The following is a 23,268-nucleotide window of genomic DNA, read 5'->3' as shown; positions in this document are numbered from 1 at the left end:
AATTTCTTTAAGTAACCAAAAAGATGAAAGAAACTAATTCGTGTTGGAGTGAATTCCAGTCACGTTCACTCTCCCTGTACAACACGTTCTATTAGTTAAAGTCTTTTTATCGGTTATATTTTTAATTTTTATGCATTGATTTACCAATTTACATTATTCGTTGTGTATCTCTAAGTATAGCCGATTTTAATTCTCAGGGTCAACCTTTCAAATGATAAAGTAATATACTACCTGCGATGGCTACATTCAAACTTTCCGCTTTACCATAAATCGGGATTGTTAAATTTTGTGTAGTTTCATTTAACAATGCTTTGTTAACGCCTTCGCCTTCATTACCTAGTAATAAAGCAAACATTTCTTGAGAAGCTACTTCTTTATAAGGTTGTGCATTTTCAAGTGCCGTACCATACACAGGCCCGTTAAAGTCAGTTATAAACGTCTTCAAATCTGTAGTAATTACTGGGATATGGAAGACACTGCCTTGACTTGCGCGTAAAACTTTATCTTGATAAGGGTCAGCCGTGCCCTTTTCCATAACAATTAAATCAATGCCTGCTGCATCAGATGTTCGAATCAAAGTCCCTAGATTCCCTGGATCTTGAATTCTATCAATTAACAATACTTGTTTGGCTTGGTTAATGTCATATTCTGGCTTTTCAATTACAGCGAAAAACCCTTGCGGTGTAATCGTACCGGATAGTGATTCAGCCACTTTCATATTAATTTCATACGTTTCTTCCGCGTAATCTATAAGTGACTCATCTGTTCTACTTGGTTCAATCACAAATAATTGTTTAATCACGATGCCGCTATGGTATGCTTCGTCAATAAGATGAATGCCTTCAATAAGTGCTTGTCCTGTTTTATCTCGATCTCGTTTTTTCTTTAATTTATTCGCATTTTTTATTTTATTATTTTGAGCTGACGTAATTTGTTCCATAATTATCTCCATTATTGTAACTAGATTGTTTTGTTTACACATTTATATTAACATAATCGAATTGATTATAATGAAGCCTTTTATATAATGCGTAAATTCATTACATTTTAAAGCACATTGTATTTAACGCTTTAATTATCGATAAAAAAAGGAAGCAATGAACAAAATAAAAATTGTTCATGCTTCCTTCAAATTCATACGTCGATTATTTAGAAACGACTTCTTCACCATTGTAAGAACCACAGTTTTTACATACGCGGTGAGATAATTTGTATTCGCCACAGCTTGGGCATTCAGTCATACCAGGTACTGAAATTTTGAAGTGAGTACGACGTTTGTTTTTTCTAGTTTTAGACGTTCTTCTTTTTGGTACTGCCATGATATATCCTCCTTAATATTAAACACATATCTTAAGTGTTAGGTCATTAAATCATTATACAATAATTTAAAACAACCTGCTATTACTCTTTATCGTATAATTGTTGTAATTTTTGAAGCCTAGGATCAACTTGTTGCGTTTGGGAATTATTATTGTCTTTTTCTTTTTCAAGTTCGATCATTTGATCTTCGTCAATAACTTCCCAACCATTACCTTCTGTAAGCATTTGATCGCTATTCTCAGAATATGCTCTCATCGGTTTCTCAATGATAACCAATTCTTTAGCAATGTTTCGAATGTTAATCATACCATCAGTCGCTAGATGATAATGTTCATCTTCTTCAACTTCTTCATCGGTATAACTATCATAACCTTCTAAATCAAATATTTCAGATGTACGCACGTCTAAAGGAACTTCTACAGGTACAAGCGTACGTGCACAAGGCATTGTATACGTTCCAGTTAAATGCATATCTGCAATAACTTCATTTGATTTAACGGTTAATTCACCTTCAACATTGATTTCTGATAAATCAATCAAGCCTAAGGGTTCTATTAAATGTTCAAAATTCGCCGTTTGATTAAATTCAAATGGTTTATCTTGATATTTTCTTAATTGCGTTATTGACCATTTCATATGGCTTCACCTCTAACAAACACAAAATTTATTTTAACTTTACAAGTATAAGTTGTCAAGATTTTTTCTTAACATACTTTCTTCTGTTACAATACTAATAATGAATACTGAGAGGATGAATTGCAAATGAAAAGTGTTGGACTGATTTCAGAATATAATCCATTCCATAACGGTCACTTATATCATGCCCAACAATCTAAGATACAGTCTAATGCTGAAATCGCTATTGCAATCATGAGTGGCAATTTCGTTATGCGTGGCGAACCCGCAATCTACAACAAATTTTTACGTACTAAGATGGCTTTATCAGGTGTTGATTTAGTCGTTGAACTCCCAACCATTGCCAGCCTATCATCTAGTGATTATTTTGCAACATTTGCAATTAAAGTCGCTCACTATTTAGATATTGATACGATCGCATTTGGCAGTGAAATTGATAATCTTGCACGCCTTGAAAAGGTAGCAACAAACATCAACGCACTTGAGCAGTCATCACTTTTTCAAGATTTAATTAAGCAAGGCAAACATTATGCCAAAATTATTGATGACTTGGTTGAAGACCCCGATGTCTTACGCTCACCGAATAATATACTAGGTGTCGCATACATAAAGGCAATCAATACCATTGATCCGACGATTAATAAAATTGCTATTCAACGCCAATCTGCCACGCATCATGATCAAGACATTAAACATGACACATTTGCAAGTGGCTCAGCTATAAGACGGGCCTTAATAAATAACAATCATATTTGGAAGGATGTTGTACCATCCAATATAACTTGCCTATATGAGAAACCACACCTTTTAAAGCAACAGACATTTAATTTTATTAAATATAATATTTTGAGTCGTTCTTCTACAGAATTGTCACAAATTTATACAATGTCCGAAGGCTTTGAACACCGACTTAAAGCAAATATTCAAAGTGCACCAGATTTTGACACATTGATGTCATTAGTTAAGACCAAGCGTTTCACATATACGCATATTCAACGTGTATTGATGCAATTATTGTTGAACATAAAGAAAGATGCGTTCAAAGAGGATATTGAGGCCGTACGTATTTTAGGAATGACACCTCAAGGCCAACAATATTTAAAGTGTTTAAAAAAGAAATTCCCAAATCGTTCTTATGTGACAAATGTAAATAAGAAGACGGCCACTTTATTTGAAAATGAAATTAAAGCGACACATATTTATAATTTAATATCTGGTAAGGAAGCTAATGATTTTAATACACCTGTTATAATTAACAAAGATGACTAGAAATGAGAAAAGCTTAATCAAAATAACTTCTCAGTTCTAGTCATCTTTGCGGGGGTGGGACGATGAATCTAAAAAAGAATTCTGTCTCACTCCCTCAACTATTATTTTTTAAACTTTTCTTTCAAAGCTTTCTCTACATTAGGTGGTACAAAATCTGAAATATCAGCTTTATATTGTGCCACTTCTTTTACAACGCTTGAACTTATAAAAGAGTAGTTCGTACTTGTCATCATATACATCGTCTCTACATTACTATTTAATTTCTTATTCATTGATGTTAAACGTAATTCGTACTCAAAATCACTAACTGCTCTTAGTCCTCTAATGATTGTTTGAGCACCGATTTTATCACAAAAATCTACTAACAAGCCGTTATAATTATGTACTTGAACATTAGATAAGTGTTTAACAGATTCTTCTATTAATGCCATTCGCTCATCAATATTAAACGTTCCAGTTTTATTACTATTCTTTAGCACACAAATATGCAATTCATCAAAGCGCCCTGCACTACGCTCGATAATATCAATGTGTCCATATGTAATAGGATCAAAACTACCTGGAATGACTGCTTTCGTTTTAGCCATTTTGCTCTCCTTTTTCTAATAACAAAGTATCAGTAAGACCATAGTGATATTGTTTAATCACTTTGAATCCATTTGTGTTGATTTGTTCATGGTTGCTAAACTCACAAATGATGATACCATTTTCTTTTAATAAATTAAACTCTGCAATCTGCTCCAAAGCTTTATCAATTAATCCTTTATTGTATGGTGGGTCAAGGAAGATATAGTCAAATTGAATGTCTCGTTTTTTCAAAGCTTTTAATGCTCGATCCGCATTGTTTTTGTAAACTTCCGATTGTTCACGTAAATCTAATTGCTTTAAATTTGCTTGGATTACTTTAACAGCTTTAAAATTTTGGTCGACAAAAATGACCTTCTCCATACCACGAGATAATGCTTCGATACCTAATGCGCCACTTCCGGCGAACAGGTCTAATCCCAAACCGTGTACGTCTTGTAAACTATTAAAAATCCCTTCCTTTACTTTATCCATAGTTGGACGTGTATTACGACCTTCTAAACTTTCTAGTGCTTTACTTTTATGTTTACCAGCAATAACTCTCATCTTGACTTACACTTCCATTTCTCTAGGTTATTTATTATAATTTGTTGTAAAAAGGAGAAAGATTATATTATGAAACAGTCATTTATTGTTTTAGGTGAAGGATTAACAGACCTATTTGAATTTAATACATTAATCGAATACAATCATCTTCGAATCAATAAAATAGTGTATTTTCATACACCACAATCTTCAAAACAACTTTCGTCAGTAGCGTTGATTATGAACCCTACTTCAGGCAATCATTTCCAGGCAATGTACATCATGCTTAATGCACTTAAATATCCATATCCTAACAGTAATAAAAAATTTGAACTCATAAATAATCAAGCAAATCAATATAATATCCCTATATTGGGCGTAGATGTACAACCACCAGAAGCGTTCCACACTTTGGACCAATATTTTAAATATTTAATTAGTGTCTTACGACTACAAAATTGGATTCCACCTATGCAGTAACAACGTAAGCTTTGTCATTATGTAGTCAGAGAACCACTAAAATGAGACATCCGATGATTGTAATTGTCGCGATTTAAAATAATAATTTAAATAACGATTTATAACATTTCATGCTTTTCTTTCTCGTATGTTTTTTTCAAATATTTATAAGGTGATCCGTCTATATCAACAACATACTTAAGTTTCATTAATTTATGAACAATTGCGTCTGCGTCGTTCTCATTAACATACAACACTACATATTTACGTTGTTTATTTGTATAAATGATATGACCATACTTTCTAATTTGACGTTCATGTTTAATATGTTTTAAATAGATAATCAAACTCACTCTAGGAATTAATTCCATACTATACACACTCCATTTATTATGCATAATAACTATACCATGTCTATTTATTTTATAAAATCCTTAAAACGATATCTTGCATACCTGTTGATTAAATATCTATTTACTTTTGCGTTAGTGCAAAGTTTGGTACGCTTAGTTCAATAATTACGAGGAGGCGTTATAAATGACGAATAAAAAAAGATGGGCGCTTAATTTAAGTTTAGCGAGTGTTAGTTTTTTAGGTAGCTTATTTTTTATAAATAAAAGCAATAAAACAGAACATACGAAGGAAATACCTAAGTTCTTTAGTGGTCAAGCACCATATATCTTTGCTCATAGAGGTGGCATGGCGGTAAGACCTGAACAAACTCAATTAGCATTTGATAACGCCGTTGCATACAACTTGGATGGTTTTGAAACGGATGTTCGACTGACTAAAGATGAAAAATTAATCGTCTTCCATGATGCAACTGTAGATCGTACTACAAATGGTTCTGGCAAAGTGAGCGACCATAGTGTTGCAGAATTGAAACGCTTAGATGCTGGTTATCATTTCAAAGATATAAATGGTTTATTCCCATATCGTGGTCATAATGAAGCTAAAATTTTAACTTTTGATGAGCTGTTAAAAATGTATCCCAACATGTATATTAATGTTGATTTGAAAGACGCACCTGATAGCTATGAAGGAACCGTTGCACCTACAAAAATGTATGAAGATATCATTAATAACGACGCACAAGATCGCGTACTTGTAACTAGTTTTTATAAAGAACAAAATGATCGTTTTAGAAAGATAAGCAATGGCCAAGTAGCGATTGGTGCGAGTCAAAAGGAAGTAGCAGAAGGCTTTATTAAGTTTAACACTGGATTAGGTAACACATATCAACCTGTTGCTGATACATTTCAAATGCCTACGCAATTTAAAGGCATTCCCTTAACTTCTAAACGTTTCATTCAATGGTTAAATGTTTTAAATATTGTACCTGGTTTTTACGGCATCAATAGTACTGACTTGATGGTTGATTTATATCGTAAAGGGGTTCATACATTAGTGACTGACCGTCCTGATTTAGGTCAACAATTTAAAGCAAGCCTTCAAAACAATAAATAAAATACTTTAAGATAATGTAAATGGGAGTGGACAGAATTCTTTTGAATTCGTAGTCCGCTCCCAGCTTGCTTTGCTTGTAGAATTTCTTAATGAAATTCTCTTTTTTGGGGCCCCGACTCCCAGCTTGCTTAGCTTGTAGAATTTCTTGATGAAATTCTCTTTGTTGGGGCCCCGCCCGCAAGGATGACTAGAACTGAGAAAAGCTCGATTTAAGCGCCTTCTCAGTTCAGTCAGCTACTGCGAAATTGCACAATAGCATATTTATATTATTTATGTCCCAGCCTCATCTTTTATTTCAAACTACAATTGCATGTGCCACCCGTTGCACAACCATCATGACCGGTCTTAAAGAATGGATTTCCCGCTTCTATTTTTACATTTTGCGAAACTGACAGTGCAATCTTGCTTACTACTTCATCTATTAAATTCTGTAGTGATACTTCTTTAGATTTATAATCCATAACCACAGGCAACATTTCATAAGCTCTTTTACGTCGTCTTGTTTCTAACATGACTTTTTGATAATCGGGGTGATATTTTCCAAATCGCATTACCTCATCATAAGCAACTTTAGATTTCAAGAAGGCTTGATACATGAGATGTGCTTCATCATCTTGATTCAATCTCTCTTGAGCTTCCCGAAAATCATGAAACAGTTCTGATTGAACAATCATATCCGAAAGACCTTCGATGTCATCAAGAATTGACATTGTTTCTTCTGTATACAATGCATAGTCTCCTTTCTAAATTAGATTATTTTTCTAAGAAAATAAGTGAATAGTAATCTTTCATGACTTCTCCACCCATTTCTTCATATTTAGTATTTAACATTCTAGAACGGTGCATATCAGAATTCATCCAACTATGAATTAATGTTGGTACATCATCAAAATCATACCCAACATTTTGACTTGTCGTAGTAAATGAAATATTCTCATTACTTAGTTGGCTTTTTAACGCATCCTCTGTAAACTCAACATCATTAGAACCAGTTGCTTCGTATAAATTTACTGATGCAATATGCGCAATATCCGAGTTAACTTTTAACGGTTTAATGTTTTTTAGCTCTCTCATCTCATTAGTAATTTCGTATAGCGTCATTAATTGGTTCGGGTTTTGTTCATAAGGCAGTTTATCTTTCTGAGCATTATCAAAATTGTCTCCTTTATCATCTTCTTCAGTCTCATTAGCTAAAGGATACGGTTTAAGAAATGCTAGTGCCTCTTTATCTAGAAAGCGAATGCCCATAATTTGATTAGATTGTTGATCAACATACACTTGTGCATACACATTCCCATATTTTATTAATGTTTGTGTCTTGATATCTTCATCAGATAGTTCAAAATTATATCGTTGACCATCCACTTTAATTGAAGGATCGGGATTAATACTTGTATTTTCAAAGATACGTGACGCACTCTCGTTAATCTTTAAAGGTGCAACATTTGCTTTATTACCTGTAGCATAAACTGACTTTATTTTATGTTTTTTAGTTGAAACGATATAATATTGATTATCTTTTTTAAAGACATAGTTCATATAATGGCCTCTAAACGGATATGTACGACTTGCTTGGCCAAATTTATCAGTTAGCGTATCTATATCTTTTCCAATCCATGTACCTACCCCTTCCTTAGGTGCGGGATTTTCAGTGGTATTATGCATCTTAGGTGTTTGATCTGAATGATTGGTTGACACGGTTTTATTTGGGTTCTCTAATACATCAAATTTAAGTCTTGGTGAGTAAAATAAATAAATAAGAAATAAAACTAAAAATATTACACCTAAAACTTTAATAACTAATTTTGCCATCTTTCACCCACCTATTTTGAATTATATCTATTGTACAAAATAACTAATTTATTAATCAAGATATCCTACTTAAGATGACACTTGTGGCATACCCCGTTTTCTTTTTGTCATTAACATTATCATATTAAAAAAGGGAGCAGGGTAGAATTCTTTTTGAATTCATTGCCCCACTCCCGCAAGTATGTCCAGTATAAAGAAGCGCTACTTTAAAGTGCTTTCTCTTACAGTATACTGCTACGACATTGCTAAGTAGTCACCACAAATTATGTTGTCTGCTTATAGTGATATGAATTGATTATAGGCCTAATGTAGCTTTAATCAATGACGTTGTTTCTCCACCTGGGTAAAATACATATAGTAGTAAGTAAACTGCTACACCAGTAATCGCTGTAAAGAACCAAATAATTGATGCAATTGGTCCTGCTTTTCTATGCCAATTAAACTTATCTTTGAATGCTGTAATGATTTGAACTAACCCAAGAACGCCACCAATTGTAGCTAAATTAATGTGGAATATTAAAAATATCTTATAATACGTTCTAACTGAATCTGGTCCCCCAAAATCTGTATTACCTATAAATATCGTTCTTGATGCATAGATAATAAAGAAAGTTAATGCAAAAATTGCTGCCCATAACATTGTTTTCTTGTGCTTATCTATATCTTTATGCCAAATTTGCCACCAACCAATGGCAACAAAAATAGCACTTATCACAATACAACTTGTACTAATCGTTGGTAGAATTGGTAAATTCATATGTTTCATCCTTATTTAATTTGTATATTTTAAATCATTTTTATAAGTGAGATAACAACAACTAAAACGAAAAATACTACTAAATAATTTAGAGAGTATATAAACATTTTTGTTGCCCATTTAGTTTGGTCTGTATTTCTCTTAAATGACGTTAAACCTATATAAAGCCAACCTAAATTGAGCAATGTTCCTAATACTACAAATGTTGTTCCAAGACTTGATAATAGGAATGGTAATGGAAGTAAAAATATTAACCATATAAACATACTTACTCTAGTACGTTTAAATCCTTTAACAGATGGTAACATAGGAATATTAGCTAATGCATATTCATCACTGCGTTTAATTGCTAAAGCATAAAAGTGAATTGGTTGCCAACAAAAAACAACTAAAAATAATGCAATTGCAACGAGACTTATATTTCCATCAATTGCAACCCATCCAATTAATGGTGGTACTGCACCTGGAAAACTTCCTACTACTGTATTCCAAGTTGTATGTCTTTTAGACCAAATTGAATAATAAGACACATAACCTACGATGCCGATAAGTCCTAGTACGCCTGATGGTACATTTAATAAGAATAAACAAGCTTCTCCTACTAACATCATACCAAAACTTAAAAATAATAAATTTTTATCTGAAATTCTATCATTAACTGTTGGTCTATTTTGTTTACTTGGCATTATACGATCAATGTCCTGATCATAATAATTGTTTAATGCACAAGCACCACCCATAATTAATGTTGAACCAATCAACATTAATAGAATTTGAGGTATTGACGATAGGAAGGAATGATTGGTCATCACAACTGCTAACCAAGCGCCTGCAAATGCAGGAATTAAGTTACCTTGGACCAATCCCATCTTGATAATCTGTTGTAACTCTTTAAACGATACACGGCTCGATGGTTGTGACAAAGTTTGCTCTTTGCTCATGATCCCCCTCCTTAAATTTTCCATATAATACTATGATATAGTAATTACTAAAAATTGACTAGTTTATATCAAATTTAATTGTGACACTTTAGCGACATTCTACTACACTAATTTTTTGTTAGTTCTTATTGTTGTATAATTATTTTAATAATATAATTTCAATAAAATAGACATTAATTAAGCGTAATCAATTGTATTTAGAAGATGCACTTAATTAATGATGGGGTGTATAACATTGTTTAATAAACGAAACCTTAAATGGTTATCTGTATTAGCAACTATCATAATGGCATTTGTACAACTTGGTGGTGCATTAGTTACTAAGACTGGCTCAGAAGATGGATGTGGATCATCTTGGCCTTTATGTCACGGTGCATTACTCCCTGACAATTTACCAATAGACACTATTATTGAATTAAGTCATCGCGCTGTCTCAGGTATCTCATTAATTGTTGTACTGTGGTTAGCTATTACTGCATGGAAACATATCGGCTATATTAAAGAAGTAAAGCCATTAGCTATTATTAGTATCGCATTTTTACTTGTTCAAGCATTAATTGGTGCAGCAGCTGTTATTTGGCAACAAAATTCATATGTATTAGCGCTGCATTTCGGCATATCTTTGATTAGTTTCTCTTCAGTATTCGTTCTAATGCTGATCATATTTGAAGTTGATAAGAAATATGAAGCCGATGAATTATATATCAGAAAGCCTTTAAGAAGATTAACATGGATCATGACAGGAATTGTGTATGTAACCATTTATACTGGTGCGTTAGTTAGACATGCAAAGGCAAGTTTAGCTTATGGTGGTTGGCCATTACCTTTCCATGATATTATTCCACATACTGAACAAGATTGGGTTCAATTTGCGCATCGTGGCATGGCATTTATTACATTTATATGGATTATGATCACATTTATTCACGCAGTTAAGAATTATTCTGAGAATAGAACGATACGATATGGATATACGACTGCGTTTATTCTTATCATATTGCAAGTCATTACTGGTGCTTTATCTGTAATGACGAACGTCAATTTATTCATTGCACTTTTACATGCATTATTTATCACACTATTATTTGGTATGATTGCCTACTTCATTATGTTAATGCTACGTACCATTAGAAGTGAAAATAACAAATAACCTATCAAATTAAAAAGGAGATGTGAACCGTGTTATCACATCTCCTTTTTATATTTATTGAATTGTTTTCTAACGTCAAAATGTCTTATTTTCAAACAACTATTTAATTTAATCTGCTTTTTCAATCTCGATCAGTAGATCCCCTGTGGCAATTGCATCACCACTAACAACGGTTACTTGTTTGATTGTACCATTGAACGGTGCCTGAATTGTCGTTTCCATCTTCATCGCTTCTGTAATTAGTAGTGGTTGATTAACTTTTACTTCATCGCCAACTGCAACTTTTACCTCAGTAACCGAACCTGGCATTTGAGCACCGATATGACTAGGGTTTGATTTATCTGCTTTAGGTTTTAAGTTCGTATTTGTTTTAATATTTTCATCTTTAATCGAAATACGACGCGCTTGTCCATTCATCACATAATAAATCGTTCTATAACCATTTTCATCTGGCTCACTAATCGTTTCAAGTTTAATGATCAAGCGTTTACCCGTATCTATTTCGATTTCAACTGTTTCACCATTACGCATACCGAAGAAGAACGTTGGTGTATCTAATAACGATAAATCACCATATTGTTGTTTCGTTTGAATATATTGATCAAATACTTTTGGATACAATACATAACTGATAACATCTTGTTCAGTCACTTCACCATAAGCTTTTGCTTCAAGTTCTTGTCTTATATCATCAAAATTTACAGGGGCTAAATATTCACCTGGACGTTCTGTTAATGGTTGTTGGCCTTTAAGGATGACCGCTTGGAGCTCTTTATTAAAACCATTGACCGGTTGACCGATGTCACCTTTGAAATAAGATACAACAGATTCAGGGAAATCTAACTTATGTCCTTCATTGATTACTGTTTCTTCATCCAAATCATTTTGAACCATATAAAGTGCCATATCACCTACAACTTTAGATGATGGTGTCACTTTCACAATATCTCCAAATAAGAAATTCACACGACGATACATATCTTTGACCTCGTGGAAACGTTCACCTAAGCCTAAACTTTTAGCTTGTTGACTTAAATTTGAATATTGTCCCCCAGGCATTTCATGTTGATAAATTTCAGTATTAGGAGATTTAATGTCACTTTCAAAGTCACTATAGTAAGGGCGCACAGTACTCCAATAATGACTGAGTTCTTCTAAGCCTTCAATATCTGCGCTTAAATGACGATTAAAGCCATTCAGTCCATAATAAAGTGAATTAGCACTAGGTTGACTTGTCAAACCACTCATAGATGCAACAGCAGTATCTATGATATCAACACCTGCATCTATCGCTTCTTTATAGATAAGCAGGCCATTTCCACTCGTATCATGAGTGTGTAAATGTATTGGTAAGTTTATCGCTGATTTTAATTCGCCGATAAGTTCATAAGCTGCTTTAGGTTTTAATAATCCAGCCATATCTTTAATTGCTAAGATATGGAATCCTTCACGTTCTAATTCTTTAGCTAAATTAACATAATATTCAAGTGTAAATACATTTGAACGTTCAGGATTTAAGATATCTCCCGTATAGCAAATTGCGCCTTCAGAAATTTTACCTGCCTTTTGAACCGCTTCATTTGCTACTTTCATTTGGTCTACCCAGTTTAATGAATCGAAAATTCGAAAGACATCTACGCCTGCATTTGCACTTTCTTTTACAAACTTTTCAATTACATTATCGGCATAGTTTTTATAACCGACTGCATTTGAAGCGCGTAATAACATTTGGAACAAAATATTTGGAATGGCTTTACGTAATCTTTCAAGTCGTTCCCATGGATTTTCCTTTAAAAAGTTATATGCGACATCAAATGTTGCGCCTCCCCACATTTCTAAAGAGAAACTATCTTTAAATACTTCAGCTGTTTTAGAGGCAATATTCATCATATCTTTAGTACGTACACGTGTTGCTAAAAGCGATTGATGTGCATCACGAAATGTAGTATCAGTTACCAATACATCTTTTTGTTCACGAACCCAATTCGCAACTGCTCTTGGTCCTTCGTTATCAAGTAACTGCTTTGTACCATTCAATGAATTAATTTTTCTGTGAGACACTTGAGGTATCGTTGTTGATTCATAATCAGGTTTAGGTCTCTTTTCAACATTTGGGAAACCATTAATTGTGACATTACCGATATATTCAAGCGTTTTAGTACCACGGTCAAGTGTAGGTGCAATATTAAATAATTCAGGCGTTTGTTCAATAAATTTAGTTGTATAATCTCCACTGCGGAATTGATCATTTCGCATCACATTAATTAGAAACGGAATATTCGTTTTCACACCACGGATACGCATCTCGCGAAGTGAACGTTCCATCTTTTCTTCAGCTTGTTTAAACGTAACCGCGTGTGTCGATAATTTAACTAGCAATGAGTCGTAATACGGAGATATCTCTGCACCTTGGAAACCATCACCTGCATCTAATCGTACACCAAAGCCGCCACTTGAACGGTACGCGATAATTGTACCTGAATCTGGCATAAAATCATTGGTTGGGTCCTCAGTCGTAATACGACATTGAATGGCATAACCTAATGATTGAATGTCTTCTTGTTGAGGCATAGAAATACGTTCATCAAACAAACTAGCACCATCAGCAACTAGAATTTGAGTTTTAACAATATCTATACCTGTAATCATCTCAGTTATTGTGTGTTCTACTTGTACACGAGGATTAACTTCGATAAAGAAGAACTCGTCGCCTGATACTAAGAATTCTACAGTACCCGCATTCACATATTTGATATTATTCATCAATTGTAGTGCCGCATCACAAATTCGTTCTCTTAAATCATGAGATAATCCTACTGAAGGGGCTACTTCTACAACTTTCTGATGACGACGTTGTACCGAACAATCACGTTCATACAAATGCACAATATTACCATATTCATCACCAATAATTTGTACTTCTATATGTTTCGGATTGTCTATGTATCTTTCAATATAAACGTCACTGTTCCCAAAAGATTTTTCCGCTTCAGATTTGGCACGGTGAAACGCATCCTCCAATTCTCTTTCTTCACGAACAATACGCATCCCTTTACCACCGCCACCACTAGTGGCTTTAATCATTAAAGGAAAACCAGCATCTTTAGCAAATGCTTTGGCCGCTTCGAAACTCTCAATTGGTCCATCAGTACCAGGAATGACTGGTAAGTTAGCTTTAATCGCAGTCGTTCTCGCTTTAACTTTATCCCCAAACATATCCAAATGCTCTAAGTGTGGACCAATAAATTTAATACCTTCTTCTTCACAACGATGTGCAAATTGTTCATTCTCACTTAAGAAGCCATAACCAGGATGAATTGCATCCACACCAGCTCGTTTCGCCACATCGATGATACGTTCAATGTTCAAATAACTCTCAGCTGGGCCCAAATCTTTGCCCACTAAATAAGATTCGTCAGCTTTATATCTATGTAAAGCATTTTTATCTTCGTTCGAATAAATTGCCACGGTTTTAATATTTAATTCTGTTGCTGCCCTAAATATTCTGATTGCAATTTCGCCACGGTTTGCTACTAATAATTTTTTTATATTTTTCAAAAAAGGCACTCCCCTTTTAAAGTTCGAATATTCTAACTAATTAGATAATAAAATTTTATACTAACTCAAATAATAAAGCTATCTTTATTTATGAAATGTGAGTTATAAAAAAATAGTAAAGTACTAATAATGCTTGAAAATAAGTATTGCATATATACCCTTTTCTAAAACGCATGCTCAGAGTATCATCAGGAAAAATTATCATTAGTCATAACTTTATATTATCACTTTAATAGATAATACTCCACCGACATCGACGTTTTATAATAATTTTCATAAAAATGTAAAAAACCTTTACATGAACTCTAATTATATGTTCATGTAAAGGTATCGTTTATATTATTATCTTTATCTAGTTAAACCAATTTTTTGTTTTTTAGCTTTTTGTGATCGTTTTTCGTCCATTTTAATTTGTTTGGCAACTAGCAATAATAGACCCATTGCGATACTTAAACTTAACATTGATGAACCTCCAAAACTTATAAATGGTAATGGAACACCTGTTAATGGGATAGTTGCTGAAATACCACCTAAATTAACAAACGTCTGACTTCCGATATAACTTGCAACACCTACACAAATTAATTTATAAAAATAAGATGGCGTTTTAGTAGCTAATACGAAAGCGCGATAAACGATAAAGAATAATAAGCAAATTACAAATAATCCACCTACTAAACCAAGTTCTTCACAAATGACTGCGAAAATAAAGTCAGTATGTGCCTCTGGCAAATAGCCAAGTTTCATAATACCATTACCTAATCCGCGTCCAAATAAACCACCATTACCTATTGCCATTAATGAATTGGTCAAATGGTAACCTGTACCAGCTTCAGAACTGAATGGGTTCATTAGGGTACTAAAACGGGCTTTCAAATAGTGTGGCATCATACCGCTTGCTACAAAGAGTAAAGCAATACCAACGAAACTACCAACGATAAGTAAGACGGGTCCTTTGACTATTTTCTGAACACCTATGCCAGCAAAAATAAACATAGATACAATGATTATCATGATGAGCAATGTCTGTCCAATATCACCTTGTAACAATACTAAAAATAGACATACAACGATCAACACAAGTGGTGCAGCGATAACTTTAATCTTCTCTCTTACTTGTGGTAATTTTCGACTGATCACATAAGAAATATATAATATGAATGCAATTTTCAACAATTCTGATGCTTGTAAGTTCATAAATCCAAGATTTATCCAACTCTTAGAACCGTTAATATTTTTACCTACGATAAGTGTTAAAAATAGTAACACGAAGATGATTATCATGATCCACTTCTGTGTTTTCGCTTTTTGTAATATTTTAATATTCAGCATAAAAGCGATAAAGAATACGACAATAAAACTCATAATAACGTATATAAGCTGTCTATTGTAGAAATACGTACCAGATACTTCAAGTCCACCTGTTAGCGTCCCTTTAGTTGCTGCAACCATACTTGCACTATATACCATAATCAAACCAAAGAGACACAAAATAACGTATGTAATTAATAATGGATAATCGATGAACTTAGCAGTTCTACCTATGTATCGAAATATATTTTTTAAATTACTCATAAAAATGATCATCCAATTCTAGATTTTTAAAACTATGGTCAATACTATTACGTTTAAACATAATTTCTGTCTAAACTATTATATACTTTGTGCACATTATTTAACAAATATAAACTGATTAGAGATGCATCTAATTAACTTACAATTTCAGTCTTCAATTTGAAAAAGCGCTTAAAACATAAAATGACTGAAAATATTATAAACATAATATTTCAGTCACTATGGTGAGATAATTTATATGTAGTAAATATTACAATTAACTCAATTTATAAATGAAAAAGCAAATCATTAAAATTCACTTATATATTTAATCGATAGTTATTTTACATTAGTAAATGCTTCATGAAGTTTAGATAATTCTTTTTCTAAACGTAGCATTAAATTTTTGCCGTCTTCTTTATTGACTAAACCAAGTTTAACCGCAAAGTCAACTTCTTTTTGTAAACCAAACATTTGTGTGTCGAGAACTTCTTCATATAACGGGCACGAAGGTAAAGTTAAATTATCCATTTGAACTTTAATTAAATGTAAGATTCTATCAGCATCTTGATTTAATTGCTCATAAGCCACGTTACTCATTTTCGTTTGCTTCGGCATCACATACTCCCCCTATCATTAAATATCTTCATATCAAAAGTTTATCTTACTACTTTTTAAAAAGCAAGTTTATTCAGTGAATACATGAATTTAATTGTGATAAAATAATGACTAGAACGAAATTAGGGAGTGGGCAAAAAATGATTCAAATCAAAGGCTTAGTCAAGTTCCCTATCACTTTAGATAGTACAACTTGGATATTCGATGATAGAAAAGTAAAGATCGAAGATATTGAAAGCGGTGTGTTTGAAGGAACGAAACCTATTAAATTTGAAGATAATCGTGAATGGAACAGAGCCATTCTTGAAGGACAAACGAATCCGCCAACTTTAAATTCAGAGATAAAATATCGTAAACGTTCTGTATTAGAAGATTCTTTCGCTATCAATATGACACCTTTCTTCAAAAATGCAGAACCACAAGACAATGCGACTGCAATTAAATTATTTAATGAAAATGATGCCATTGAAGTGCCAATTGACTTGTTACCTTATCTGTTCTTCCAATTTGCGAAAGACGGTAAACGAATGTATGATGATAACGCTGTAGATAGCTTTGTTTATAACCCAGATGAGAAAGATTACACGTATGAATTTAAATATGTTACGCATATAGAGGTGATCTAATTTGCGTGAAGTACAATGTATAATTTGTGATACGAAGGTTTTAATTGATGAACATACGGTTGAAGCCAAACGACTTCGCAATAATCCAATCAGAACATTTATGTGTGATGATTGTAAAAGTCGCCTAGATAGACCAAAGCAACGTCTGAATACACACCACACAGTAAACTTTAATCCAAATGATGGATTGTAATTATCTATAATTGATTAAAAAACTTTTATTTCTCAAAACAAATCAGTCTGGGACATAAATAATATAATCATGCTACTTAGCAAATTCGCAGTAGCTGACTGAACTGAAAAGGCGCTTAAATCAAGCTTTTCTCAGTTCTAGTCATCCTGTAAAATACACAAACTAAAAAACCAGTAAATGATGCTTAGCACACATTTACTGGTTTTTGCATAAAGTACTCTAAATTATACTTTAGATTTCAACGATGCTTATTCTTCTTGCATCATTTGTTTCACACGTTTAGCTTCTTTTTCACGTAATGATTTATTTAAAATTTTCTTTCTTAGACGAATACTTTGAGGCGTTACTTCAACTAATTCATCATCATTAATATATTCTAACGCTTCTTCAAGTGTAAGAATTCTTGGACGGTTCATTGTTTGTGTTTGGTCTTTAGTAGCTGAACGTACGTTTGTTTGATGTTTTGCTTTAGTAATGTTTACTGTTAAATCATTTTCACGGTTATGTTCACCAACAATCATACCTTCATATACTTCAGTACCTGGTTCCATGAAGTTTACACCACGATCTTCTAAGTTGATGATCGCATATGCTGTGGCTTGGCCTTGGTCCATAGAAATTAATGCACCATTACGACGACCACCAATTTGTGCTTTAACACGAGGTCTAAATTCTTCGAAAGTATGGTTAATAATACCATATCCACGTGTCATAGACATAAATTCAGTTGTATAACCAATCATACCACGTGCTGGTACCATAAAGATAAGTCGTGTTAACCCATTATCAGTTGTTGACATATCTAACATTTCACCTTTACGTGCACCTAGAGATTCAATGACTGATCCTGCATTTTCAGAAGGTACTTCACATTGAACGCGTTCAAATGGTTCACTTAGAACACCATCAATTTCACGTAAAATAACTTGTGGTTTAGATACTTGAAGTTCAAATCCTTCACGTCTCATATTCTCAATTAAGATAGATAAATGTAATTCACCACGTCCTGCAACTACCCATGTATCTGGAGAGTCAGTTGGTGTTACTTTTAATGAAACGTCTGTTTCAAGTTGTTGATCTAAACGTTCTTGGATTTGACGTGCAGTAACATAGTCACCTTCACGGCCAGCAAATGGTGAATTATTTACTTTGAATGTCATTTCAAGTGTTGGTTCATCAATACGTAACACAGGTAATGCTTCTTGATGATCAGTTGGTGTCACTGTTTCTCCGACGTTAATATCTTCCATTCCTGAAACGGCAATTAAATCACCCGCTTGTGCTTCTTCGATTTCTTCACGTTTCAAGCCAAAGTAACCAAAGATTTTAGTTACACGGAAATTCTTAACAGTACCATCTAATTTAATAAGCGATACGTTGTCACCTACGCGCATTTTACCTCTGAATACACGTCCGATACCAATACGTCCTACGTAGTCATTATAATCCAATAATGCGACTTGGAATTGTAACGGTTCATCATGATTGTCGATTGGTGCAGGTACATAATCAATAATTGTTTCATATAAAGACTGCATGTTTTCATCTTGCTTTTCTGAATCAAGACTAGCAGTACCATTAACAGCAGATGCATATACTACTGGGAAATCTAATTGTTCATCATTTGCTTCTAACTCGATGAATAAATCTAATACTTCATCCACTACGCCTTCAGGTCTTGCTGATGGTTTATCAATTTTATTTACAACCACAACAGGTTTTAAGTCTTGTTCTAGTGCTTTTTTAAGCACAAAACGTGTTTGAGGCATTGTACCTTCATAAGCATCGACAACAAGTACAACACCGTCTACCATTTTCATAATACGTTCTACTTCGCCACCAAAGTCAGCATGTCCAGGTGTATCTAAGATGTTTATTCTTGTACCTTTATAATCAATCGCAGTATTTTTAGCAAGAATTGTAATACCACGTTCTCTTTCTAAATCATTAGAGTCCATTGCTCTTTCGTCAACATGTTCGTTCTCTCTGAAAATACCAGATTGTTTAAGTAATTCATCTACTAATGTAGTTTTACCATGGTCAACGTGCGCAATGATTGCAATATTACGTACATCTTCTCTTCTATTAGTCATTTTATAATTCCTTTCTCGAGTAAACTCCCACTTTTAATTACAACTTTTTTATTATATCATATTATTAGTAAAAGATAACAAAAAGGTGGGGTATGGGATGGAAAAACCTAAGTCTAAAGGTATATTTTGGTTGCTATCAATTATAGCAGTAATATTTTTAGTGCTTTTTAGTTTCAGCGTTGGTGCTGGTAGTATTCCAATGATGATTTTAACATTTATACTTTTCATTGCAACTTTTGGCGCTGGTTTCACGCTTAAAAAGAAGTATCGTGAAAATGACTGGCTTTAATATAATAAAAATGTCTCGGTAGTACCATTTGGAAGATGCACATCTTTCAAAGTTGACTGACCGAGACATTTTTTATTTTTTGAAACGTTGATGCAATTCTGTTAAAACGGCGTTATTCGGATTTAAATAATCAACCAAAATTTCATTATGCGTCGTCTTATTTCCAACTAGAACAGAATTAGCACTTTCTATTGTCAGTGGTTCACCTAATAAATTACTTCCAACGCCATCAACTTCATTTAAAATAATTAAGCCACCTGCAAAATCCCAAGGTTGCAACCTTGGCGTAATATATGCAGCCAATTGTCCCTTAGCAACACTTATAATTTCTAAAGCTGCACTTCCAAATGCTCTACAACTTCTTGCTTGATTTACAATTTCTGAAAAGATTGGCCCCATTTTAGGTTTGGTAATCCAATTGGGATTAATACCTATTAAGCTTTGCTTTAAATGCGTATCATTTAATGGTTTTAATTCATGTTTATTCTCAAATGCGCCTTCGCCCACTTTCGCATGATAGAGGACATCTTTCATCACGTCATAGACTAATCCAGCATATGGCTTACCATCACGATAAATACCTATTGATATCGCAAAGCCTTCTTGCTGGTGAACAAAATTGAGCGTTCCGTCAATTGGATCGACAACCCATACTACACCTTTGACGTCTTCCATATTATGACCATGTCCTTCTTCACCAATTACACGATGATCAGGATAATTTCTTAGTATGGCATCATAAATATAATTCTCAGTTGCTTTATCCACATTCGTAACTAGATCATTTGGGTTTGACTTCGTTTCAATACTCAATTCTTCTTTCATCATAAATCTTACTTTATTACCCGCTTCTAATATCAAACCTTGAGCAAATTCGTATAGTGACATATCATCATCTCCTGTTGTTTCCTATTATACAGAATTTTAGTCAATATAATCTATACATCTTTGTATACCTTATTATAATGAGTTTAAACGCAAATAATCTCAATTCAGCATTTGGATAGATTCAGTCATTCTGTGCTACAATAACGGTAAATTATTTTCTGAAAAGGAGCAACGCTAATGACGCAATATACATTTAAACCTAAAGATTTCAAAGCGTTTGAAGTTGAAGGCTTAGATGCTCGAATGGAAGCATTAAATGAGTACGTACGCCCACAACTTCATCAATTAGGAGATTATTTTAGTGAATATTTCACCTCTCAAACTGGAGAAACTTTTTATGCTCATGTTGCAAAACATGCACGTAGAAGTGTAAACCCACCTGTAGATACGTGGGTTGCTTTTGCTCCTAATAAACGTGGATATAAAATGCTACCTCATTTCCAAATTGGTTTATTTAAAGACCATTTATTTTTAATGTTTGGCGTTATGCATGAAGGTAAAGATAAAGCTGAACGTGTGAAAGTATTTGATAAACACTTTGATACGCTTAAACATTTACCTGAAGATTATCAAGTAAGTTTAGATCATATGAAACCTGAAAAATCATACATTAAAGATTTAAGTGATGATGAATTACACCAAGCGATTGATCGTGTGAAACATGTTAAAAAGGGAGAATTTTTTGTTGCACGTACACTCTCTCCTAATGATGCTGAATTAAAATCGGATAAGGCATTTTTAGCTTTCGTAAAAGAAACGTTTGATGAATTTTTAAAATTCTATGAATAAACTCAAAGTTTAACGCTATTTTAATTGTTGTCATTATGATATCAGCGTATGTAATAAGTGAACTAGGTAGTACAGGCGCAGTAGCTGACTGAATTGAGAAGATGCTTAAATAATTGCTCTTCTCAACATACATCATCCGTACTGGCGGAAACTAAAAAACATTATATGAAGCAATTTAATAATCGAAGTAACTAGGGAGTGGGAAGACGAATGTGATAAGCGTTCTAACCCACTCCCTTAATTTTTTACTTTAAATTTATTAGGTTGACTTAAAAATAAAGTTGGATTATTATAAAACATATAGTTGGATTATTATAAAACATATAGTTTGAAGGAGTTTTATCATGGGTATAAAAGACAACAATGAACAACGTAGTTTAGATGAAATTAATAGCACAATCGAATTTAATGGTACACAACGTACGAGTCAAAAATTTTTAGCATTTCTAGGTCCAGGCTTACTTGTAGCAGTAGGCTATATGGATCCAGGAAATTGGATTACATCAATGCAAGGTGGCGCACAATTTGGTTATACCTTACTATTTATCATTTTGATTTCAAGTTTGTCAGCAATGTTATTGCAAAGTATGACTGTTCGCTTAGGTATCGCAACTGATAAAGATTTAGCACAAATGACACGTCATTATTTAAATAAACCGACTGCAATTATATTTTGGATTATCGCTGAGCTTGCAATCATTGCGACTGATATTGCCGAAGTAATTGGAAGTGCTATCGCTTTAGATTTACTTTTTGATATACCTTTAATCATCGGCGCATTGATTACAGTTTTGGATGTATTTTTGTTACTTTTTATAATGAAGTTCGGTTTTCGTAAGATTGAAGCAATCGTCGGTACATTAATTTTTACTGTACTTATGATTTTTGTATTTGAAGTCTTCATCTCATCACCGAATACAATTGAAATACTTAATGGCTTTATTCCTCATCATCAAATTATTACTGATCATAATATTCTGTATATTGCATTAGGTATTATTGGCGCTACGATTATGCCTCATAATTTATATTTGCATTCATCAATCGTGCAATCACGAAAATATAATCGTCACAGCCTTACTGATAAAGCCCAAGCGATTAAATACGCGACGATTGATTCTAATATACAATTAAGTATCGCATTTATTGTAAACTGTTTATTACTCGTTCTTGGCGCCGCCCTATTTTATGGTGTCAATTCGAATAATTTAGGTGGCTTTTATGATTTATATCACGCATTAAGAACGCAACCTGTCTTAGGTGTTGTGATGGGGAGTATTATGAGCACTTTATTCGCAGTAGCATTGTTAGCTTCTGGTCAAAATTCAACTATCACTGGTACACTTGCAGGTCAAATAGTGATGGAAGGTTTCTTAAAATTATCCATTCCAAATTGGATGAGACGACTAATCACAAGAAGTTTAGCCGTCATCCCTGTTTTAGTATGTCTTATTATTTTTCGGGGTAACGAATCTAAAATGGAACAATTGCTCGTATTTTCTCAAGTCTTCTTAAGTATTGCATTACCCTTCTCATTAATACCGTTACAATTAGCCACTAGTAATAAAACATTAATGGGACCATTTCAAAATAAAAAATGGGTAAATATATGTGCTTGGAGTTTAATCATTATACTAAGCTTCCTTAATATTTATCTGATTATAGAAACATTTAAAGAATTATAAAATTAAACGGCAAAATGAATAAGGGAGTGGGACAGAATTCTTTTTAAATTCGTT

General features: G+C 33.3%; 24 protein-coding genes. 9 read left to right on the top strand and 15 right to left on the bottom strand.

All coding sequences use genetic code 11. The annotated features are described in order from the left end of the window. Window positions 1-199 precede the first annotated feature (199 nt). The 3 genes from HMPREF3239_RS09300 to HMPREF3239_RS09290 all read right to left on the bottom strand — a co-directional run bounded on the left by HMPREF3239_RS09300 (window position 200) and on the right by HMPREF3239_RS09290 (window position 1,956). Window positions 200-940, bottom strand: coding sequence for a TrmH family RNA methyltransferase (locus HMPREF3239_RS09300; protein WP_016930715.1), 741 nt, complete (start codon window positions 938-940; stop codon window positions 200-202). A 205-nt stretch (window positions 941-1,145) separates the two neighbouring features. Continuing rightward, window positions 1,146-1,319 carry a 50S ribosomal protein L32 gene (gene rpmF / locus HMPREF3239_RS09295; protein ID WP_002435373.1) on the bottom strand — a complete coding sequence of 58 codons (174 nt, stop codon included), beginning with the start codon at window positions 1,317-1,319 and terminating at the stop codon, window positions 1,146-1,148. An 82-nt stretch (window positions 1,320-1,401) separates the two neighbouring features. Further along, window positions 1,402-1,956 (bottom strand): YceD family protein, encoded by a 555-nt coding sequence (locus HMPREF3239_RS09290; protein ID WP_016930716.1) that lies wholly within the window; start codon window positions 1,954-1,956, stop codon window positions 1,402-1,404. Window positions 1,957-2,082: 126 nt separating this feature from the next. Between HMPREF3239_RS09290 and HMPREF3239_RS09285 the strand changes: the two genes are divergently transcribed. Continuing rightward, a complete protein-coding gene (locus HMPREF3239_RS09285; RefSeq protein ID WP_016930717.1) occupies window positions 2,083-3,225 on the top strand; it encodes a nucleotidyltransferase in 1,143 nt (380 codons plus the stop codon). A 101-nt stretch (window positions 3,226-3,326) separates the two neighbouring features. On the opposite strand, the gene coaD is transcribed toward HMPREF3239_RS09285, so the two are convergent. Together coaD and rsmD are read right to left on the bottom strand one after the other, a co-directional pair. Next, a complete protein-coding gene (gene coaD, locus HMPREF3239_RS09280; protein ID WP_016930718.1) occupies window positions 3,327-3,812 on the bottom strand; it encodes a pantetheine-phosphate adenylyltransferase in 486 nt (161 codons plus the stop codon). Further along, window positions 3,805-4,356: a 16S rRNA (guanine(966)-N(2))-methyltransferase RsmD gene (gene rsmD, locus HMPREF3239_RS09275; RefSeq protein ID WP_070855419.1), complete on the bottom strand. Its 552-nt coding sequence runs from the start codon at window positions 4,354-4,356 to the stop codon at window positions 3,805-3,807. The genes coaD and rsmD overlap by 8 nt, the downstream gene beginning before the upstream one ends. A gap of 69 nt (window positions 4,357-4,425) precedes the next feature. Here rsmD and HMPREF3239_RS09270 point away from each other — a divergent pair, with 69 nt between their 5' ends. Next, on the top strand, window positions 4,426-4,815 hold the full coding sequence (locus tag HMPREF3239_RS09270; RefSeq protein WP_070855418.1) for a DUF7147 family protein: 390 nt from the start codon (window positions 4,426-4,428) through the stop codon (window positions 4,813-4,815). Window positions 4,816-4,913: 98 nt separating this feature from the next. Here the strand turns inward: HMPREF3239_RS09270 and HMPREF3239_RS09265 are convergent, their stop codons facing one another. Further along, entirely contained in the window at window positions 4,914-5,165 is a 252-nt protein-coding gene (locus tag HMPREF3239_RS09265; RefSeq protein WP_070855416.1) for a DUF2129 domain-containing protein, read from the bottom strand. A gap of 166 nt (window positions 5,166-5,331) precedes the next feature. Here HMPREF3239_RS09265 and HMPREF3239_RS09260 point away from each other — a divergent pair, with 166 nt between their 5' ends. Next, window positions 5,332-6,261, top strand: coding sequence for a glycerophosphodiester phosphodiesterase family protein (locus HMPREF3239_RS09260; RefSeq protein ID WP_053029161.1), 930 nt, complete (start codon window positions 5,332-5,334; stop codon window positions 6,259-6,261). A gap of 290 nt (window positions 6,262-6,551) precedes the next feature. Here HMPREF3239_RS09260 and HMPREF3239_RS09255 read toward each other — a convergent pair whose 3' ends face one another. The 4 genes from HMPREF3239_RS09255 to cyoE form a co-directional block, all read right to left on the bottom strand. Then, window positions 6,552-6,989, bottom strand: coding sequence for a YlbF/YmcA family competence regulator (locus tag HMPREF3239_RS09255; RefSeq protein ID WP_070855414.1), 438 nt, complete (start codon window positions 6,987-6,989; stop codon window positions 6,552-6,554). A 25-nt stretch (window positions 6,990-7,014) separates the two neighbouring features. Further along, window positions 7,015-8,073, bottom strand: a complete 1,059-nt coding sequence (locus tag HMPREF3239_RS09250; protein WP_070855412.1) for a CAP-associated domain-containing protein — start codon at window positions 8,071-8,073, stop codon at window positions 7,015-7,017. Between the two features lie 295 nt (window positions 8,074-8,368). Further along, entirely contained in the window at window positions 8,369-8,830 is a 462-nt protein-coding gene (locus tag HMPREF3239_RS09245) for a DUF420 domain-containing protein (RefSeq protein ID WP_053029158.1), read from the bottom strand. 29 nt (window positions 8,831-8,859) lie between these two features. Next, window positions 8,860-9,771 carry a heme o synthase gene (cyoE, locus tag HMPREF3239_RS09240; RefSeq protein WP_053029157.1) on the bottom strand — a complete coding sequence of 304 codons (912 nt, stop codon included), beginning with the start codon at window positions 9,769-9,771 and terminating at the stop codon, window positions 8,860-8,862. Window positions 9,772-10,006: 235 nt separating this feature from the next. Between cyoE and HMPREF3239_RS09235 the strand changes: the two genes are divergently transcribed. Continuing rightward, window positions 10,007-10,921 carry a COX15/CtaA family protein gene (locus tag HMPREF3239_RS09235; RefSeq protein WP_053029156.1) on the top strand — a complete coding sequence of 305 codons (915 nt, stop codon included), beginning with the start codon at window positions 10,007-10,009 and terminating at the stop codon, window positions 10,919-10,921. Between the two features lie 108 nt (window positions 10,922-11,029). Here HMPREF3239_RS09235 and HMPREF3239_RS09230 read toward each other — a convergent pair whose 3' ends face one another. The 3 genes from HMPREF3239_RS09230 to HMPREF3239_RS09220 all read right to left on the bottom strand — a co-directional run bounded on the left by HMPREF3239_RS09230 (window position 11,030) and on the right by HMPREF3239_RS09220 (window position 16,651). Continuing rightward, window positions 11,030-14,479 carry a pyruvate carboxylase gene (locus HMPREF3239_RS09230; RefSeq protein WP_070855410.1) on the bottom strand — a complete coding sequence of 1,150 codons (3,450 nt, stop codon included), beginning with the start codon at window positions 14,477-14,479 and terminating at the stop codon, window positions 11,030-11,032. A gap of 348 nt (window positions 14,480-14,827) precedes the next feature. Continuing rightward, window positions 14,828-16,054: a cell division peptidoglycan polymerase FtsW gene (gene ftsW, locus HMPREF3239_RS09225; protein WP_016930720.1), complete on the bottom strand. Its 1,227-nt coding sequence runs from the start codon at window positions 16,052-16,054 to the stop codon at window positions 14,828-14,830. A 318-nt stretch (window positions 16,055-16,372) separates the two neighbouring features. Beyond that, window positions 16,373-16,651, bottom strand: coding sequence for an Fpa/YlaN family protein (locus HMPREF3239_RS09220; RefSeq protein ID WP_016930721.1), 279 nt, complete (start codon window positions 16,649-16,651; stop codon window positions 16,373-16,375). A 140-nt stretch (window positions 16,652-16,791) separates the two neighbouring features. Between HMPREF3239_RS09220 and HMPREF3239_RS09215 the strand changes: the two genes are divergently transcribed. Together HMPREF3239_RS09215 and HMPREF3239_RS09210 are read left to right on the top strand one after the other, a co-directional pair. Next, on the top strand, window positions 16,792-17,277 hold the full coding sequence (locus tag HMPREF3239_RS09215; RefSeq protein ID WP_016930722.1) for a hypothetical protein: 486 nt from the start codon (window positions 16,792-16,794) through the stop codon (window positions 17,275-17,277). A 1-nt stretch (window position 17,278) separates the two neighbouring features. Then, entirely contained in the window at window positions 17,279-17,470 is a 192-nt protein-coding gene (locus HMPREF3239_RS09210) for a YlaI family protein (protein WP_016930723.1), read from the top strand. Window positions 17,471-17,718: 248 nt separating this feature from the next. Here the strand turns inward: HMPREF3239_RS09210 and typA are convergent, their stop codons facing one another. Next, window positions 17,719-19,563, bottom strand: a complete 1,845-nt coding sequence (gene typA / locus HMPREF3239_RS09205) for a translational GTPase TypA (RefSeq protein WP_016930724.1) — start codon at window positions 19,561-19,563, stop codon at window positions 17,719-17,721. Window positions 19,564-19,660: 97 nt separating this feature from the next. Between typA and HMPREF3239_RS09200 the strand changes: the two genes are divergently transcribed. Continuing rightward, entirely contained in the window at window positions 19,661-19,852 is a 192-nt protein-coding gene (locus HMPREF3239_RS09200) for a DUF5325 family protein (RefSeq protein WP_053029152.1), read from the top strand. 72 nt (window positions 19,853-19,924) lie between these two features. On the opposite strand, the gene HMPREF3239_RS09195 is transcribed toward HMPREF3239_RS09200, so the two are convergent. Continuing rightward, the gene (locus tag HMPREF3239_RS09195) at window positions 19,925-20,740 is read right to left on the bottom strand and encodes an inositol monophosphatase family protein (protein ID WP_053029151.1); all 816 of its coding nucleotides are present in this window, start codon (window positions 20,738-20,740) and stop codon (window positions 19,925-19,927) included. 177 nt (window positions 20,741-20,917) lie between these two features. Here HMPREF3239_RS09195 and HMPREF3239_RS09190 point away from each other — a divergent pair, with 177 nt between their 5' ends. Next, window positions 20,918-21,529: a YktB family protein gene (locus HMPREF3239_RS09190; protein ID WP_016930726.1), complete on the top strand. Its 612-nt coding sequence runs from the start codon at window positions 20,918-20,920 to the stop codon at window positions 21,527-21,529. 344 nt (window positions 21,530-21,873) lie between these two features. Then, window positions 21,874-23,214 (top strand): Nramp family divalent metal transporter, encoded by a 1,341-nt coding sequence (locus HMPREF3239_RS09185; protein ID WP_016930727.1) that lies wholly within the window; start codon window positions 21,874-21,876, stop codon window positions 23,212-23,214. Window positions 23,215-23,268: the final 54 nt, after the last annotated feature.

The organism is Staphylococcus sp. HMSC34C02, assembly GCF_001838705.1.
Taxonomy (GTDB): Bacteria; Bacillota; Bacilli; order Staphylococcales; family Staphylococcaceae; genus Staphylococcus; species Staphylococcus borealis.
The sequence above is the reverse complement of the archived record's forward strand: the minus strand, read 5'-3'. Positions and strand labels throughout refer to the sequence as shown.

What these genes read in the sequence shown, in the direction of transcription:
- HMPREF3239_RS09300 (WP_016930715.1), bottom strand. Translation starts at nt 940, where the DNA reads ATGGAACAAATTACGTCAGCTCAAAATAATAAAATAAAAAATGCGAAT.
- rpmF (WP_002435373.1), bottom strand. Translation starts at nt 1,319, where the DNA reads ATGGCAGTACCAAAAAGAAGAACGTCTAAAACTAGAAAAAACAAACGT.
- HMPREF3239_RS09290 (WP_016930716.1), bottom strand. Translation starts at nt 1,956, where the DNA reads ATGAAATGGTCAATAACGCAATTAAGAAAATATCAAGATAAACCATTT.
- HMPREF3239_RS09285 (WP_016930717.1), top strand. Translation starts at nt 2,083, where the DNA reads ATGAAAAGTGTTGGACTGATTTCAGAATATAATCCATTCCATAACGGT.
- coaD (WP_016930718.1), bottom strand. Translation starts at nt 3,812, where the DNA reads ATGGCTAAAACGAAAGCAGTCATTCCAGGTAGTTTTGATCCTATTACA.
- rsmD (WP_070855419.1), bottom strand. Translation starts at nt 4,356, where the DNA reads ATGAGAGTTATTGCTGGTAAACATAAAAGTAAAGCACTAGAAAGTTTA.
- HMPREF3239_RS09270 (WP_070855418.1), top strand. Translation starts at nt 4,426, where the DNA reads ATGAAACAGTCATTTATTGTTTTAGGTGAAGGATTAACAGACCTATTT.
- HMPREF3239_RS09265 (WP_070855416.1), bottom strand. Translation starts at nt 5,165, where the DNA reads ATGGAATTAATTCCTAGAGTGAGTTTGATTATCTATTTAAAACATATT.
- HMPREF3239_RS09260 (WP_053029161.1), top strand. Translation starts at nt 5,332, where the DNA reads ATGACGAATAAAAAAAGATGGGCGCTTAATTTAAGTTTAGCGAGTGTT.
- HMPREF3239_RS09250 (WP_070855412.1), bottom strand. Translation starts at nt 8,073, where the DNA reads ATGGCAAAATTAGTTATTAAAGTTTTAGGTGTAATATTTTTAGTTTTA.
- HMPREF3239_RS09245 (WP_053029158.1), bottom strand. Translation starts at nt 8,830, where the DNA reads ATGAATTTACCAATTCTACCAACGATTAGTACAAGTTGTATTGTGATA.
- cyoE (WP_053029157.1), bottom strand. Translation starts at nt 9,771, where the DNA reads ATGAGCAAAGAGCAAACTTTGTCACAACCATCGAGCCGTGTATCGTTT.
- ftsW (WP_016930720.1), bottom strand. Translation starts at nt 16,054, where the DNA reads ATGAGTAATTTAAAAAATATATTTCGATACATAGGTAGAACTGCTAAG.
- HMPREF3239_RS09220 (WP_016930721.1), bottom strand. Translation starts at nt 16,651, where the DNA reads ATGCCGAAGCAAACGAAAATGAGTAACGTGGCTTATGAGCAATTAAAT.
- HMPREF3239_RS09215 (WP_016930722.1), top strand. Translation starts at nt 16,792, where the DNA reads ATGATTCAAATCAAAGGCTTAGTCAAGTTCCCTATCACTTTAGATAGT.
- typA (WP_016930724.1), bottom strand. Translation starts at nt 19,563, where the DNA reads ATGACTAATAGAAGAGAAGATGTACGTAATATTGCAATCATTGCGCAC.
- HMPREF3239_RS09200 (WP_053029152.1), top strand. Translation starts at nt 19,661, where the DNA reads ATGGAAAAACCTAAGTCTAAAGGTATATTTTGGTTGCTATCAATTATA.
- HMPREF3239_RS09195 (WP_053029151.1), bottom strand. Translation starts at nt 20,740, where the DNA reads ATGTCACTATACGAATTTGCTCAAGGTTTGATATTAGAAGCGGGTAAT.
- HMPREF3239_RS09190 (WP_016930726.1), top strand. Translation starts at nt 20,918, where the DNA reads ATGACGCAATATACATTTAAACCTAAAGATTTCAAAGCGTTTGAAGTT.
- HMPREF3239_RS09185 (WP_016930727.1), top strand. Translation starts at nt 21,874, where the DNA reads ATGGGTATAAAAGACAACAATGAACAACGTAGTTTAGATGAAATTAAT.